Source organism: Kitasatospora sp. NPDC087315 (assembly GCF_044744345.1).
Classification (GTDB): Bacteria; Actinomycetota; Actinomycetes; order Streptomycetales; family Streptomycetaceae; genus Kitasatospora.
This window is the reverse complement of the sequence record NZ_JBIUYD010000001.1, coordinates 284,503-298,814: the sequence shown is the minus strand read 5'-3', so window position 1 is coordinate 298,814 and position 14,312 is coordinate 284,503. Positions and strand designations below refer to the sequence as shown.

Below are 14,312 nucleotides of genomic sequence, written 5' to 3'. Positions count from 1 at the left end.
CACGGCAGGGGCGCGCGGAGACACGCGGGGCCGCGCAGAGGGCCGTGCTGAGCCGCCGTCGGGGCCCGTGGCACGGCCCGGCCGCCCGGGCCGCTCAGCCGCCGTACTCGGCGAGGTACGCCAGCACCTTCGTCACATGCGCCTTCACCCGGTCGGGTACGCCGCCCGCGTCGGCCACGGTCTTGTCGCTGGTCCGGTAGGCCGCCGTGACCAGGGCGGGCAGGTCGGTGGTGAAGCCCCGGCGCTTTATCTGCTGGTCCAGCCAGCAGACGTAGTTGCCCATCGAGGCGATCGCGTCGGCCGGGTCCATGTAGTCCTTGACGCCGTCGTGGTCGCCGTCCTGCGCCCAGGCGTTGAACACCGCGGGCGTCCACATCGCGATGCCGTACTCGTTGGTCCCGGGGCGGGCGGCCTTCGGGTCGAAACCGCTCTCCCCCTTGATCATCGCGGCCAGCAGGACCGGGGTGATCTCGGGCTCGGGGCAGCGCCGGGCGGCGTCCCCGATCGGGCCGCGGAGCGCCTCGGGGACGTCGGAGCCGGCCGGGATCGCGCCGCGCGGCGGGGGCGGCGGCGCGCGGAGGTCCGGTGCGGCCGGCTCGGGGGCGCCGGTGAGGGCCAGGACGGCGGCGGCGGAGAGCAGGCCCGCCCCGGTTCGCAGGCCGGGCCGGCGGCGCGCGGCCGGCGGGCGGGTCGGCGGACCGGCGAGCAGGGCGGCGAGGTCGACCCGCGCCCGTGCCGCCCGGTCGGGGGTGAGGCAGGCGGTGACGGCCGCCCGCCACGGCTCGCGCAACGTCTCGTCCAGCCGCAGCGGCGCCGCGCCGCGCGCGTACGCCTGGGCGGCGAGCGAGCGGGCCCGGGCGGTGGCGCCGAGGAAGGGGTGCAGGCCGCCGGTGAGCAGTTGGTGGGCGATGACCCCGAAGGCCCAGATGTCGGCGCTCGGGCGCAGCGCGACACCGCGAGCGCCGGTGCGCTGGGACCACCACTCGGGTGGGACGTGGTCGGGCGAGCCGAGTGGCGGGGCGTAGGCGTGGGTGCCCTCCAGCTCGGCGGTGAGGCCGAAGTCGGCGAGCTTGGCGGTGCCGTCGGGCATCAGCAGGATGTTGGCGGGTTTGAGGTCGCCGTGCACCCAGCCTGCGGTGTGCATATGGGTGAGGCCGGCGCAGACGTCGGCGAGGACGCGCTCGGCGCCGGGGACGGGCAGGCCCGGGCGGGCGGTGGCGAGGACGTCCTGGAGGCTGTGGGCGGCGCGTTCCATCACCAGGGCGACGGCCCCGTCGAGGTCGGGGTGCGCGGGGTCGTCGATGGTGACCACGGCGAGGGTGCGGATCAGGTTGGGGTGGTCGGCGCGGCGGCTGAAGCTCATCTCGCTGCGGGCTATCTGCGCCATGGTCCGGCGCTGGCCCGGGCTGAGCCGGGCGGGGCGGAGGAACTTGACGGCGGCGTCGGGGCGGCCGCCCGGCGCGCGGGCGGCGTGGACGCTGCCCCAGGCGCCCGCACCGATGAGTTCGCCGGTGCGGTAGCCGGCCACGGGGTAGCCGGGCGGGATGCCGAACGGCGGTTCGTCGGACCGGGTGGCGGGCCTCACCACGGGGTCAGCAGCCGCGCCGGGGCGGGAGCAGCGCCAGATGCTCCTCCCGGACGAGGTCGAACTTCAGTGCCAGTGCCACGAGTTCCTCCCTTTTTCCACCGGCCCGGGCGGCCCCGGGGTCGTCCTCGGGCGCCTCGCGCAGCCGCAGTTTGGTGGCCACCAGGTAGTCGATGTGGTAGTTGACGGCGGATCGGGTCAGCCCCCGGCAGGACGGCAGGGCGCGCAGCCGGGCCACCACGTCGGTGGCGCCGGGGACGACGGCGGCGGACGGCGAGCGCAGTCGCGGCTCGCAGAGGGCGAGCAGGACGAGGAAGTACTTGGCGGTCGGGTCCAGGGCGAACGGACTGACCGTCCGCTCGCCGCCGCCGGTCCCGGACCCGGCCTCCAGGTAGGCGTGTTGCGGTGCGAACACCTTGAAGGCGGCCGGTTCGCCGAGGGCCGGCAGCAGGACCCGGGAGAACTCGAACGGCACCGGCGCGCCGATCCGCCCGGGCGCCACCTTGACGTGCTCGCCGGCGCCCTCCAGGTTCTCCACCACGTACGTCGCGGAGGTGCTGAAGTTGGAGAGCCGCCAGTAGTCCTCGGCGGCGACGACCTCCCCCGCACGGCGGGAGACGCCCTGGTCGGCGAGGGGAATGACGGCGGGCCGGCCGGGCTCGCCGCGGCCGAAGACCGCGGCCTCCCCCGGGCCCATCCGCAGCAGTTCGGGCCGGCCGCGGAGCGCGGCTCCCGGGCGGGGTTCGGGCAGTTGCACGATGACCGTGTCCACGCAGCCACCTCCATGGGTCGGGTCGACCCTAGCGGCCCGAACGGCCTCGCGCCGCTGCGCCACTCGTACGAGTGAACGCGGTGGCGGCGGGCAGGAGTTGCCGGCCGGGCAGGCGCTGCCGGGTGGACGGCGGGCCGGCGAACGGTGCTGTCACCGGCTCCCTGAACGGCGTTCGCCGGGCCGCTGAACATCACACCAATTGGTCGCTGAATGTAGTTGAACGGTCACCTTGAGTGTGATGCAACGCACATATGTCATGCCCATGATTTATGCAAGACTCATCCCACGGAGTGGGATTCCCTTACTTTCCAAGGAGGTTCATATCATGCGCGCTCAAATCGCAGCCCTGATGGTCACGGTGGCAGGGATCACGGCAGGGCTGGCCGCCCCGGCCTCGGCGGCGACGGTGACGGACGAAACCGGGGCGGTGGCCTGCGCCGCCGTGGCCAACCACCCGTGCGTCTGGCAGGAGAAGGACGGCGGAGGGGGCGTCGTCGGGGTCGCGCAGGTCTCGGCGGCCGACCCCGCGCACCTGACGCTGGTTCAGGTCGAGGTGCGGACGCAGCGCACCTGGGGCGGACCCTGGGTGACCGCCGCCTCCGCGACCACCGTGCAGGCCGGGTTCGCCAAGGCCGTCACGCCGCGGGTGGTCACCAGCGACCTCACCATCGTCTGCGCGACCGGCGGCCCGCTGCTGGACGTGGCCCAGCGCGTCACCACCTGTACCAACCCCTTCTGATCCCCCTCGGCCCAACGGGGATCCACCACGAGCCGGGGCCACGCGCCCCCTCTCCAGGGCCGGTCGCCGGGTCCGCAACCGGCGGCCGGCCCGCCCCTCGTGACACCGCCGACCGGGCCGACCACCCCTCCCCCGGCACCCTCAGCCGCCACTCGGGAAGTTCACGGCACGCGCTCAGGCCGAGGCCGCGCCAACCATGCGCCGAGCTCCTCCCCGAACCCGCCCGGCGTGTGCGACTCTATTTTTCCTGAACGGCCTTCTGGCGGTCCCGCAGCCAGCGGGCGAAGGCGTCCAGGGCCGGCACCGGGTCCCGGCGGCCGATGCCGATCCGGAACCGGTCGGCGGGCGTGGGGGTGAGCTCGGAGCGGTAGATGCTCGCCGGCAGCAGCAGGACGCCGGCCTGCTCGACCAGCGTGGTGCAGAACGCCTCGACACCGTCCGCACCCAGGTAGCGGGGGTAGGCGACACAGCCGCCGTCCGGCGCCCGCCAGTCGAAGAGCTCGGCGAACTCGGTGAAGAACTGGTCGAAGACCGGCAGGTTGGCGTCGATGATCGCGCGGTTGCGGGCCAGGATCTGCTCGCGGGCGTTGATGGCGATCCGGGCCAGGATCTCGCTGGGGGCGGAGTTGCAGATCGTGGTGTAGTGCTTGGCGCGCTCCAGCCGGGAGCGCAACTCCCGGTCGCGGCAGGCGATCCAGCCGATCCGCAGACCGGGCAGGCCGAGCGACTTGGAGGTGACGTTGAGCGAGAGGGCGCGCTCGGAGAGGTCGGCGGCCTGGGCCAGCGTGCGGGCGGGGTCGCGCTCCAGGCCGCGGTAGACCTCGTCGCTGAAGAGGCGGATGCCGCGTTCGTCGCAGAGTTCGGCGAGCCGGGCGAAGTCGGCCGCGTCGATGATCTTCCCGGTGGGGTTGTTGGGGAAGTTGACCGAGACGACCCGGGTGTTGGGGCGCAGCGCGGCGGTGAGCCGGTCGAGGTCGAGCGCCCAGTCCCGGTCGGCGTCCAGGGGGACGCCGGTGACCTCGCAGAGCGAGAGCGGAATGGTCTCGGCGGACTGGTAGTTGGGGGTCACCACCACGGCGTGGTCGCCGGGGCCGAGCAGCACCTGCATGGCGAGGTTGAGCGCCTCCTGCGCGCCGCCGAAGCAGATCACGTCGTCGGCGTCCACCAGGCTGTACATGCCCGCGATCGCCTCCCGCAGGGCCGGGTCGCCGAAGGTCTCGGTGTAGCCGAGGGCGAGGGTGTCCCAGGCGTGCCGGTCCTCGGGGCCCGCCAGAGCGAGCAGTTCGGACATCGCCATGGTCTGGGCGTCCGAGGCGGTGAGGTGGTGGCGGGCGGTGAACTCCCAGCGGGAGAAGTAGGTCTCCAGGCGGAAGTCGGGGAGCTTGGTCATCTCTCGGTCCTCTGGTGTGCCGGTGGTGCGGGCTCGGCCCTGAGCTCGGCGAGCAGGGTGTAGACGGTGGAGCGCGAGACCTTGAGCGCGGTGGCGACGGCCGGGACGGCGCGGCGGACCGCGAACACCCCGGCCCGGTCGAGTTCGCGCAGCACGGCGAGCCGGTCGTCGCGGCCGAGCCGCTCCGGTGGGCGGCCGTGGGCGCGGACGTAGCCGCCGATGACGTCGTTCATCCGCTCGGTCCAGTCGCGCTCGAAGAGCGGTTCGGGCCGGGGGGCGGTGGGTGCGGCGAAGCCGGCCAGCAGGGCGGCGGCGTGGTCGAGCGGGCCTCGGTCGAGGTTGACGCAGAGCACCGCCGAGGGCCGCCCGTCGGCGTCGCGCAGCACGGCGCTGACCGAGGAGAGCCGCCGCCCGTCGGGCAGCAGTTTCTCGTACGGCCCGTAGACGTCGGGCGCGGCCGGGTCCAGTGCGTCCAGTTCGCCGAGCAGCGACGGGTCGCCGGGGGCGCGGTCGGTCATCGGGTTCCAGATGGCGAGCACCCGGTCGCGGACGGCGTCGTGCAGCACCACCTCGGTGTACGGCCCGAGGAGCAGTGCCACCGCCTGGCAGACGGGCGACCAGGTCCGGACGCGGGGGTCGGTGGTCTCTTCGGTCACCTCTGGACTGTACGTCCGGGCTGGACATTCCGTCCAGAGGCGCCCGCCCCGGCCTCGCGATGGCGGGGCCGGGGCGGGCGCGGGGCGTCCGGGGGTGCTCAGCCCTGGGCGACGAGCGCCGCGAAGGCGCTCTCCAGCCCGGCCACCGCCGCCGCCAGCAGGGCGACCGTCCTGAGCGCGTCCACGACGGCGCCCACCCGGCGCCGGAGCCTGCTCTCCCGGGGCTGTTCCAGGGCCGCCTCCTCCAGGATCTCGGCCAGGGCCGCATCCGCGTCGGCCGCGTCCTCCTCCGGCACCGCGCCCGGCCGCTCGTCCCGCAGCCGGGCGAGCGCGGCCCGCAACGACCGCGCCGCGGTGAGCAGCCCCTCCGGACCGGCCGGGCCGCCCGCGGGAGCGCCGGCCCCGGCGCCGATCCAGACGGTGGCGCCCCGGCCGCCGGCGACGGGCCCGTACACCGTGCTGCCGCCGGTCACCACGACGCCGCTGTTCGCGCCGGCGCCGGGCGCCGACCCGCCCGGCTCTTCCCGACTGTCCGTCACTTCACTTCCCCGTCTCAGCTCTTCGGGACTTCGAGGTGCACCGACGACCCGGCACCGCCGGCCACCGGGCCGTTCACGGTGCTGCCGCTGACCACGACGCCGTTGTTGATGTTGGTGATGCTCTGCGACTGCTTCTCGAAGGCGGCACTGTCGTAGCCGCGCGCCCGCAGCTCCTCCCCCACCGCGCTGAAGACCCGCTGGGTGACGGTGCCCAGGAACCGCTGCACGTCGTGCGACTGGAAGATGTTCTGGTACTCGGCCGCCGAGCCCAGTTCGCGCACGCTCAGCCTCGGCGCGTAGTCGACGGCGTAGCCCGTGGAGGTGACCTGCCTGTAACGTCGCGCCAGGCTCGCGGCACGCCCGCGCGAGGACCACACCTCGCCCAACTGGCCGACCGCGACGGCGATGTCGCCACCCAGCCGGCGCGCGGCCCAGCCGAGCGCGTTGGCGGCGTCGGCGGGCCCGGAGTGCCGTCCGAGCGCGTCGATCACGTGGTACGCCGGGTCCACCGGGGGCAGGACGTACGGCAGCCATTCCAGGTAGAGCAGCCCGCCCCGGGTGGTGGCGCGCACCAGCACGGTGACCACCACCTCCTCCTGCCAGGAGCCGACCCTGATCGCCAGGTAGTGCCGCAGCCGCTCGTGGCCGGAGCGGCTCAGCAGGTCCGCCCAGGCCGGTTCGAGCAGGATCCGGTCGCCGGCGTGGGCGGACATCCGGCCGCGCCAGTGCCGGGGATCGTCGACGCGCAGGCTGGGCCGGAACACCCGGTCGGTGACCGAGAGCCCGCGCAGCGGGTCCTCCGGGTAGCGGGTGTCCTCGGCCAGCGCCCGGACCCGCGCGGCGACCGCCCGGTAGAGGGCCGAGGCGTCGATCGGCTCGGCCGGCCGCCCTTCGGCCACCCGCGCGGCCGAGGGCTGCAGTTCGAACGTCATCCGCCAGATCGGGCCCGGCAGGCCCAGGCCGACCAGCGGCGCCCGGCGGCGGTAGAGCAGTTCCGGCCCGCTCTGCTGTTCGCGCAGCCGCTGGTACAGCCAGGCGGCCCGCTTCCCGTTCGGCTGCGGGGGCGGGCCCGCCGGGCGCATCACCGGTCCGGCGAGCCGGCGCCGGATCGCGAGGCGCAGCCCGGCCGCGATCAGCCAGAGCAGGACCAGTTCGGCGACCGCGTACCCGGCCCTGGCCACCGTGTCCGGGTCCAGCCGTCCGGCCTGGTCCCGGAGGTAGGTGAAGGCCACGGCGAGCGCGGACAGCGCCACGAGGAAGGTGAGCGTGCCGGAGAGGCCGCCCTTGGCGCGCCCGCGACCGGGGCGGCGCGGGGCGCGGGCGACGGTCAGGCGCTCCAGCGAGAGCCCGAGCCGGTGGTCCATCCGGTCCGCGCCGAACCCGCCGGCCGCGCCGAGGACCAGCGCCGCCACCGCGGCCGTGATCCCCGCCTCGGGGCCGAAGAGCGGGAACCCGGCGGCGAGGACGGCGAGGCAGGCCGCGCCGGTCCAGGCCTCCCAGCGCCGGGCGGTGAGCGCCTCGTGCAGCACCCGGACCAGGTCGGCGCCCGGGGAGGGGGCCGGAATCCGGAAGGACTGCTCGACCAGTTCCTCGATCACCTCGGCACGGAAGCCGCGGTCCAGCCAGGCCGCCGCGCAGAGGTAGCGGGTCGCGTCGCCCGGGACGGGGCCGGCCTGGTTGTGCAGGTTCTCCGGCGTCGCCGCGAGCGTCGCCCAGAGGTCGCGGGGCGGGCTGCCGGGTGGTCGCGGCGGGTAGAGCGGCGGTGGCGGCACCCTGTCGTCCATTGCGTCCCCCGAGGAGAAGACATGCCAACAAGACGGAACAGTAAAGCAGTTGGGGCGCGGCATGGACAGCTTCCGGTACCGCTTCGGCGGTAACGGTTCGGCACCGCCGGGCGGGGCGCGCCGAGCGGTGTGCAGAAAATTGGAGTCTGAGAGTCGCATTCGCTAGCCTTTCGAACGTGAGGCTGACCAAGAGCACCGACATCGCCCTCCGCATCGCCATGCGGCTGGCCGTCCTCGACGAGGGCGCCAACCCGACCACCCGCGAGGTGGCCGAGGCGGTGGGCGTGCCGTACACCCACGCCGCCAAGGTGGTCAGCCGGCTGCAGCACCTCGGTGTGGTGGAGGCGCGGCGCGGGCGCGGCGGGGGCCTGGTGCTCACCCCCGCCGGGCGGACCGGTTCGCTCGGACCGCTCCTGCGCGAGCTGGAGGGGGTCGGCGACGTGGTCGGCTGCGAGGACGAGCCACCCTGCCCGCTGCGGGCGGCCTGCCGGTTGCGCGGCGCGCTGCGCGGGGCGCAGGAGGCGTTCTTCGCGGCGCTCGACCCGCTCTCCATCGACGACCTGGTCACCGCGCCGACCGGACCGTTGCTGCTCAGCCTCTCCCGCAGACCCGATCACACCTGAACCCGGACCCGATCCCGCCCGAAGCCCCCTGAACCCGCAGACCCCGGGCCGTGCATCCGCACGCCCTAAAATGCGACTCTTAGATACCAATTTGGAGCGAGCCCCATGCTGTCCGCCAAGTCCGCCGAGGTCGTCGAAGCCACCCTGCCCGTCGTGGGCGGTGCGATCGGCGACATCACGCCGCTCTTCTACGACCGGATGTTCGCGGCCCACCCGGAGCTGCTGCGCGACCTGTTCAACCGGGGCAACCAGGCCAACGGCAGCCAGCGGCAGGCGCTGGCCGGCTCGATAGCCGCGTTCGCCTCGGCCCTGATCGCCCACCCCGACCAGCGGCCGGACGCGATGCTCGCCCGGATCGCGCACAAGCACGTCTCGGTGGGCATCACCAACGACCAGTACCGGATCGTCCACGAGCACCTGTTCGCCGCCATCGTCGACGTGCTCGGCGAGGCCGTCACCCCCGAGGTCGCCGCCGCCTGGGACGAGGTCTACTGGCTGATGGCCAACGCGCTGATCGCCGTCGAGGACCGGCTGCGCGCCGAGACCGCCCTCGGCCAGGACGGCCAGGACGGCCTCTGGCGCCCGTACACGGTGGTCGCCCGCTACCAGGAGACCGACGAGGTGACGACGTACCTGGTCCGCCCGGCGGACGGCGGACCGGTGCCGCCCTCGCGCCCCGGCCAGTACGTGTCGGTGCGGACGGTGCTGGCGGACGGCGCCCGGCAGATCCGCCAGTACAGCCTCTCCGGCAGCCCGGACGGTGCCCTCCAGTTCTCGGTCAAGCGGGCCGCCGCCGGGACCGCGGGCGCGCCGGACGGCGAGGTCTCCCACCACCTGTACGCGCACCTGCACGCCGGCACGACGATCGAGCTCACCCCGCCGCTCGGCGACGTCGCGCCGGCCGACGGCGACGGGCCGGTGCTGCTCGCCTCCGCGGGCATCGGCAACACCCCGATGACCGCGATGCTCGCCCACCTCGCCGCGACCGGCTCGACCCGGCGCGTGGTCTCCGTCCACGGCGACCGCGACCAGCTCTCGCACGCCTTCCGCGCCGACCTCGCCCAGCTCACCGCCAAGCTGCCGGACGCCACCGCCCACGTCTTCTACGAGCGGCCGCTCGGCGACTGGCCCGCCGAGCGCACCGGCCTGGTCGACCTCTCGACGGTCGCGGTCCCGGCCGGTACCACCGCCTACCTCTGCGGGCCGCTGCCCTTCCTCCGCTCGGTCCGGGCGCAGCTGCTCACGGCGGGCGTGCCGGCCGCGGACATCCACTACGAGGTGTTCGGCCCGGACCTCTGGCTCGGCCAGGACGCCTGATCCCCCCGGCGTGGAAGCCGCCGCCAGGCCGGTCCGCTCGGTACGATCACGGGCGGGCCGGCCAGGCGGCCCCCGCGGACCAGTCGGGAGGACCGATGCGTGTCGCGCTCTTCGCCACCTGCGTCAACGACGCGCTGTACCCATCCACGGCGATCGCCACCGTCCGGCTGCTGGAACGGCTCGGCGTCGACGTCGACTTCCCGCCGGAGCAGAGCTGTTGCGGGCAGCCGCAGTTCAACACCGGCTACCGGCGGGCCTGCGAGCCGCTGGTGCGGCGGACGGCCCGGGCGTTCGCCGGCTACGACCACGTGGTGACGCCGTCCGGCTCCTGCGTGGCGATGGTCCGCGACAGCTACCCCCGGATCGGCGCCAAGGCGGCCACCGAGGGGCGCGGTACCGAACTCGCCGACATCGCGACCTCGTTGGCCCCGCGGGTGGTGGAGCTGACCGAGTTCCTGACGGACGTCCTGGGCGTCGAGGACGTCGGCGCGTACTTCCCGCACACGGTGACCTACCACCCGTCCTGCCACGGGCTGCGGATGCTGGGGCTGGGCGAGCGGCCCACCCGGCTGCTACGGGCCGTCAAGGGACTGGAGCTGGTGGAGCTGCCGGGCGCGGACGAGTGCTGCGGCTTCGGCGGCACCTTCGCGGTGAAGAACGCGGCGGTCTCGGCGGCGATGGCCGAGGACAAGCTGCGGCACGCCCTCGGCACCGGCGCCGACGTCCTCTGCGGAGCCGACAACTCCTGTCTGCTCCATCTCGGCGGGACGCTGCGCCGGCGCGGCGACGCGCTGCGCCCGCTGCACCTGGCCGAGATCCTGGCGAGCACCGAGGAGCACCCGTGGAGGCCCGCATGAACAGCGCCCGCAGCACCGCCGGAGGCACCGGTGACAGGACCTTCCTCGGCATGCCCGCCTTCCCGCAGGCCGCCGCCCGCGCCGTCCGGGACGAGCGGTTGCGCGCCAACCTGCGGCACGCCACCCACACCATCCGCGACAAACGGGCCCGCGCCGTCGCCGAACTCGCCGACTGGGCTCAGCTGCGCGCCGCGGGCAAGGCCGTCAAGGACCACACACTGCGCCATCTCGACCGCTACCTGGTCCAGTTGGAGGAGGCGGTGACGGCGGCGGGCGGCACCGTGCACTGGGCCGCCGACGCCGACGAGGCCAACCGGATCGTGACCGGGCTGGTCCGCGCGACCGGCGAGCGCGAGGTGGTCAAGGTCAAGTCGATGGCCACCCAGGAGATCGGGCTGAACGAGGCGCTGGCCGCCGCGGGCATCACCGCGTACGAGACCGATCTCGCCGAGCTGATCGTGCAGTTGGGCGACGACCGGCCCTCGCACATCCTCGTCCCGGCGATCCACCGCAACCGCTCCGAGATCCGGGAGATCTTCGCCGACCGGATGGCCGCCTGGGGCCGGCCCGCGCCCGAGGGCCTCACCGACTCCCCCGCCGAGCTGGCCGAGGCCGCCCGGCTGCACCTGCGGGAGAAGTTCCTCCGCGCCCGGGTGGCGGTCTCCGGGGCCAACTTCATGGTCGCCGAGACGGGCACGCTGGTGGTCGTGGAGTCCGAGGGCAACGGCCGGATGTGCCTCACCCTGCCGGACACGCTGATCTCGGTGGTCGGGATCGAGAAGGTGGTGCCCACCTGGCGGGACCTGGAGGTCTTCCTCCAGCTGCTGCCCCGGTCGTCCACCGCCGAGCGGATGAACCCGTACACCTCGCTGTGGACCGGCACCACGGACGGCGACGGGCCGTCCGACGTCCACCTCGTGCTGCTCGACAACGGCCGGACGGCGGCGCTCGCCGACCAGGTCGGCCGCCAGGCACTGCGCTGCATCCGCTGCTCGGCCTGCCTCAACGTCTGCCCGGTGTACGAGCGGGCCGGCGGCCACGCGTACGGCTCGGTGTACCCGGGGCCGATCGGCGCCATCCTGACGCCCCAACTGCGCGGCACCGCGAGCGAACTGGACGCCTCGCTGCCGTACGCCTCCTCGCTCTGCGGGGCCTGCTACGAGGTCTGCCCGGTGGCGATCGACATCCCCGAGGTGCTGGTGCATCTGCGCGAACGGGTCGCCGAACAGGGCGGGCACCGGCTGGAACGGGCGGCGATGACCGCCGCCGGGTACGTGCTGGACCACCCGGCGGCGCTCGCGGCGGCCGAGCGGCTGGCCTCCCGCACCCGCCGGCTGCACCCGCGCCGGATGCCGGGGCCCGGCCGGGCCTGGACCGACACCCGGGATCTGCCGGAGCTGCCCGCCGAACCCTTCCGCGACTGGTGGCGGAGGAACCGCCCGTGACCGTCGGAGAACCCCTGCCCACCGGAGGACCTTTGAACTCCCGCGAGCTGATCCTCGGCCGGATCCGTGCCGCACTGGGCGAGCCCGCCCCGCCGCCCGAACAGCCGCTGCCCCGCGACTATCTGAGCAGCCACACCCCGGAGGACGACCCGGCGGCGCTGCTCGACCTGCTGCACCACAACCTGGCCGACTACCGTGCCCTGGTCCACCGCTGCACCACCGACCGGCTCCCGGCGCTGATCGCGGAGCTGCTCACCGCGCGCGGCTCCCGGACCGTCGCCGCCCCGCCCGGCCTGCCGCCGTCCTGGCTCTCCGCCACCACCGCACGGCCGCTGCCGGACGACGGCACCCTCACCGCCGCCCGCCTCGACACCGTGGACAGCGTGGTCACCGGCTGCGCCCTGGCGATCGCCGAGACCGGCACGCTGGTCCTGGACGCCGGCCCCGCCCAGGGCCGACGGCTGCTCACCCTCGTCCCCGACCACCACATCTGCGTCGTCCTGGCGCCCGGGCAGGTCGTCCCGTCCGTCCCCCGGGCGCTCCCGCGCCTCGACCCGGCCCGGCCGCAGACCTGGATCTCCGGCCCGTCCGCCACCAGCGACATCGAACTCGACCGGGTGGAGGGCGTGCACGGCCCGCGCACCCTGGAGGTCGTGCTGGTCACTCCGGCCTGAGCTCCAGGGTGCAGCACTTGGCACCGCCACCGCCCTTGAGCAGTTCGGAGAGGTCCACCGGGACGGGCTCGTAGCCGTGCCCGGCCAGCCGGGCGGCCAGACTCCCGGCGGCCTCCGGCAGCAGCACCCGGCGGCCGTCCGAGACGGCGTTGAGACCGAACACCTCGGCGTCCGCGCGGTCGGCGAGGATCGCGTCCGGGAAGAGCGCGCGCAGCGCGGCCCGACTGTCGGGGGCGAAGGCCCCGGGGTAGTACATGATGTGGTCGTCGTCGAGCACGGCGAGCGCGGTGTCCAGGTGGTAGAAGCGCGGATCCACCAGGGTCAGGCTGAGCACCGGGACGCCGAACATCGCGCCGGCCTCGGCGTGCGCGGCACGGTCGGTGCGAAAACCCGTCCCGGCCAGCACCAGGCGGCCGGCCACCAGGTGGTCGCCCTCGCCCTCGTTGACGTACCCGGCACGGCGCACCTCCCGGTAGCCGCGGGCCCGGAACCAGGCGTGGTAGGCGTCCGACTCGCCGGCCCGCTCGGGGTGCCGGAAGGTGGCGACCAGCGCCCGGCCGCCCAGCACGGTGGCGCCGTTGGCGGCGTAGACCATGTCGGGCAGGCCGGGCAGCGGGTCGATCAGCTCGACGGTGTGGCCGAGTTCGCGGTACAGCGCGTACAGCCGCTCCCACTGGCGCACGGCCAGCGCGGTGTCGGTCGGCCGCGCCGGGTCCATCCACGGGTTGATCGCGTAGCCGACGGTGAAGTACGTCGGGCGGCACATCAGATAGCGCCGCGGCCGGGCGGTGCGGTCGGGGGTTCGGTTCGGCATACGGCAGCCTCCGCCGTCCGGAGTGCGGGAGGACGTTCGTACGGAAGTACGGTCCAGAGGGCGGGCTGCCCAGGCCGGGCCGTTCGCACGCACACGCGGACACCCCCGGCGGGCGCAAGCCCCCAGCGCACCGGCGCGGCCCCCGGCGCACGGGGTGCGGGGGCGCGCTGGGTGGACCGCCGCGGGAGACCCGCTACCAGCGCACCGCCGCCTACCAGCGCACCGCCGCGAAGCCGACCGGACCGCCCTCCGCGCCCACGTGGCCGATCTCACGTACCGCGACGGGCCACCTACGGTGGCGTAGGTCACTTGAGACAGTGAACTATCTCCTTCATGCCGAACCTCCAGGAGACCCTTGACCTCAGTTCGTACGCCGCCCTCGGCGACAGCTTCACCGAGGGGCTGAACGACCCCGGCGCCGACGGCGCCTTCGCCGGCTGGGCCGACCGGCTCGCCGGCCTGCTCGCCGAAGGGCGGCCGCCGGGCGGGTTCCGCTACGCCAACCTCGCGGTGCGCGGCCGGCTGCTGGACCAGATCACGGCCGAGCAGGTGCCGCAGGTCCGCCGGATCCAGCCCGACCTGGTCACCTTCTGCGCGGGCGGCAACGACATCCTGCGCCCGGGCAGCGACCCCGACGAGGTGGCCGAGCGCTTCGAGGCGGCCGTGGTCCAACTCGCCGCCTCCGCCGGTACGGTGCTGATCTGCACCGGCTTCGACACCCGGGGCGTGCCGCTGCTGAAGCACCTGCGAGGCAAGATCGCCACCTACAACGGCCACATGCGGGCCGTCGCCGACCGCAACGGCTGCGAGGTCGCCGACCTCTGGTCGCTGCGCGCCGTGCAGGACCGCCGGGCCTGGAGCGAGGACCGGCTGCACCTGTCCGGCGAGGGGCACCAGCGGGTCGCCCTGCTGGCCGCCCGCTCGCTGGGGCTGCGTACCGAGCAGGACCCGGAGGCGCCCTGGCCGACGGTGCCCGCGCAGTCCCCCGCCGAACAGCGCCGGGAGAACATCCAGTGGGCCCGCGAGTACCTGCTGCCGTGGGTCGGCCGACGGCTGCGCGGCGAGTCCTCCGGCGACCACGTCGAGGCGAAGCGACCGGAACTGCTCCCCCTCTGAC

At 74.5% G+C, this 14,312-nt stretch carries 14 protein-coding genes; 7 read left to right on the top strand and 7 right to left on the bottom strand.

The genetic code is table 11. The features are described from left to right. Window positions 1-94: 94 nt before the first annotated feature. Complete coding sequence (locus ACIO5D_RS01270; protein WP_400651759.1) at window positions 95-1,588, bottom strand: serine/threonine-protein kinase; 1,494 nt, start codon at window positions 1,586-1,588, stop codon at window positions 95-97. A 4-nt stretch (window positions 1,589-1,592) separates the two neighbouring features. After that, window positions 1,593-2,357 carry a serine/threonine protein kinase gene (locus tag ACIO5D_RS01265; RefSeq protein ID WP_363606166.1) on the bottom strand — a complete coding sequence of 255 codons (765 nt, stop codon included), beginning with the start codon at window positions 2,355-2,357 and terminating at the stop codon, window positions 1,593-1,595. A 325-nt stretch (window positions 2,358-2,682) separates the two neighbouring features. Here ACIO5D_RS01265 and ACIO5D_RS01260 point away from each other — a divergent pair, with 325 nt between their 5' ends. Further along, window positions 2,683-3,096, top strand: coding sequence for a hypothetical protein (locus ACIO5D_RS01260; RefSeq protein ID WP_400758200.1), 414 nt, complete (start codon window positions 2,683-2,685; stop codon window positions 3,094-3,096). Between the two features lie 238 nt (window positions 3,097-3,334). Here the strand turns inward: ACIO5D_RS01260 and ACIO5D_RS01255 are convergent, their stop codons facing one another. The 4 genes from ACIO5D_RS01255 to ACIO5D_RS01240 all read right to left on the bottom strand — a co-directional run bounded on the left by ACIO5D_RS01255 (window position 3,335) and on the right by ACIO5D_RS01240 (window position 7,465). Next, the gene (locus tag ACIO5D_RS01255; RefSeq protein WP_400651751.1) at window positions 3,335-4,486 is read right to left on the bottom strand and encodes an aminotransferase class I/II-fold pyridoxal phosphate-dependent enzyme; all 1,152 of its coding nucleotides are present in this window, start codon (window positions 4,484-4,486) and stop codon (window positions 3,335-3,337) included. After that, entirely contained in the window at window positions 4,483-5,142 is a 660-nt protein-coding gene (locus tag ACIO5D_RS01250; protein WP_363606170.1) for a PAS domain-containing protein, read from the bottom strand. Before ACIO5D_RS01250 ends, ACIO5D_RS01255 begins: the two co-directional genes overlap by 4 nt. Before the next feature lie 98 nt (window positions 5,143-5,240). Beyond that, window positions 5,241-5,681: a hypothetical protein gene (locus ACIO5D_RS01245; RefSeq protein ID WP_400651746.1), complete on the bottom strand. Its 441-nt coding sequence runs from the start codon at window positions 5,679-5,681 to the stop codon at window positions 5,241-5,243. A gap of 14 nt (window positions 5,682-5,695) precedes the next feature. Continuing rightward, the gene (locus ACIO5D_RS01240) at window positions 5,696-7,465 is read right to left on the bottom strand and encodes a hypothetical protein (RefSeq protein WP_400793543.1); all 1,770 of its coding nucleotides are present in this window, start codon (window positions 7,463-7,465) and stop codon (window positions 5,696-5,698) included. A 176-nt stretch (window positions 7,466-7,641) separates the two neighbouring features. Here ACIO5D_RS01240 and ACIO5D_RS01235 point away from each other — a divergent pair, with 176 nt between their 5' ends. The 5 genes from ACIO5D_RS01235 to ACIO5D_RS01215 all read left to right on the top strand — a co-directional run bounded on the left by ACIO5D_RS01235 (window position 7,642) and on the right by ACIO5D_RS01215 (window position 12,381). Further along, window positions 7,642-8,088 (top strand): RrF2 family transcriptional regulator, encoded by a 447-nt coding sequence (locus tag ACIO5D_RS01235; RefSeq protein ID WP_400793541.1) that lies wholly within the window; start codon window positions 7,642-7,644, stop codon window positions 8,086-8,088. A 105-nt stretch (window positions 8,089-8,193) separates the two neighbouring features. Continuing rightward, a complete protein-coding gene (locus ACIO5D_RS01230; protein ID WP_400793539.1) occupies window positions 8,194-9,405 on the top strand; it encodes a globin domain-containing protein in 1,212 nt (403 codons plus the stop codon). A gap of 95 nt (window positions 9,406-9,500) precedes the next feature. Beyond that, a complete protein-coding gene (locus ACIO5D_RS01225) occupies window positions 9,501-10,262 on the top strand; it encodes a (Fe-S)-binding protein (RefSeq protein ID WP_400793537.1) in 762 nt (253 codons plus the stop codon). Beyond that, window positions 10,259-11,707, top strand: coding sequence for a lactate utilization protein B (locus tag ACIO5D_RS01220; protein WP_400651733.1), 1,449 nt, complete (start codon window positions 10,259-10,261; stop codon window positions 11,705-11,707). The genes ACIO5D_RS01225 and ACIO5D_RS01220 overlap by 4 nt, the downstream gene beginning before the upstream one ends. 32 nt (window positions 11,708-11,739) lie before the next feature. Next, window positions 11,740-12,381 (top strand): lactate utilization protein C, encoded by a 642-nt coding sequence (locus tag ACIO5D_RS01215; RefSeq protein WP_400651869.1) that lies wholly within the window; start codon window positions 11,740-11,742, stop codon window positions 12,379-12,381. Here ACIO5D_RS01215 and ddaH read toward each other — a convergent pair. Next, window positions 12,368-13,195, bottom strand: a complete 828-nt coding sequence (gene ddaH / locus ACIO5D_RS01210; RefSeq protein ID WP_363606179.1) for a dimethylargininase — start codon at window positions 13,193-13,195, stop codon at window positions 12,368-12,370. The two genes, ACIO5D_RS01215 and ddaH, sit on opposite strands and share 14 nt — an antisense overlap. Window positions 13,196-13,528: 333 nt before the next feature. Here ddaH and ACIO5D_RS01205 point away from each other — a divergent pair, with 333 nt between their 5' ends. After that, window positions 13,529-14,311 carry an SGNH/GDSL hydrolase family protein gene (locus ACIO5D_RS01205; protein WP_363606180.1) on the top strand — a complete coding sequence of 261 codons (783 nt, stop codon included), beginning with the start codon at window positions 13,529-13,531 and terminating at the stop codon, window positions 14,309-14,311. The last annotated feature ends 1 nt before the right edge of the window (window position 14,312 follow it).

Excerpts from the sequence above, each read along its gene's own strand:
- ACIO5D_RS01260 (WP_400758200.1), top strand. The coding sequence starts at position 2,683 with ATGCGCGCTCAAATCGCAGCCCTGATGGTCACGGTGGCAGGGATCACG.
- ACIO5D_RS01255 (WP_400651751.1), bottom strand. The coding sequence starts at position 4,486 with ATGACCAAGCTCCCCGACTTCCGCCTGGAGACCTACTTCTCCCGCTGG.
- ACIO5D_RS01240 (WP_400793543.1), bottom strand. The coding sequence starts at position 7,465 with ATGGACGACAGGGTGCCGCCACCGCCGCTCTACCCGCCGCGACCACCC.
- ACIO5D_RS01230 (WP_400793539.1), top strand. The coding sequence starts at position 8,194 with ATGCTGTCCGCCAAGTCCGCCGAGGTCGTCGAAGCCACCCTGCCCGTC.
- ACIO5D_RS01225 (WP_400793537.1), top strand. The coding sequence starts at position 9,501 with ATGCGTGTCGCGCTCTTCGCCACCTGCGTCAACGACGCGCTGTACCCA.
- ACIO5D_RS01220 (WP_400651733.1), top strand. The coding sequence starts at position 10,259 with ATGAACAGCGCCCGCAGCACCGCCGGAGGCACCGGTGACAGGACCTTC.
- ddaH (WP_363606179.1), bottom strand. The coding sequence starts at position 13,195 with ATGCCGAACCGAACCCCCGACCGCACCGCCCGGCCGCGGCGCTATCTG.
- ACIO5D_RS01205 (WP_363606180.1), top strand. The coding sequence starts at position 13,529 with ATGCCGAACCTCCAGGAGACCCTTGACCTCAGTTCGTACGCCGCCCTC.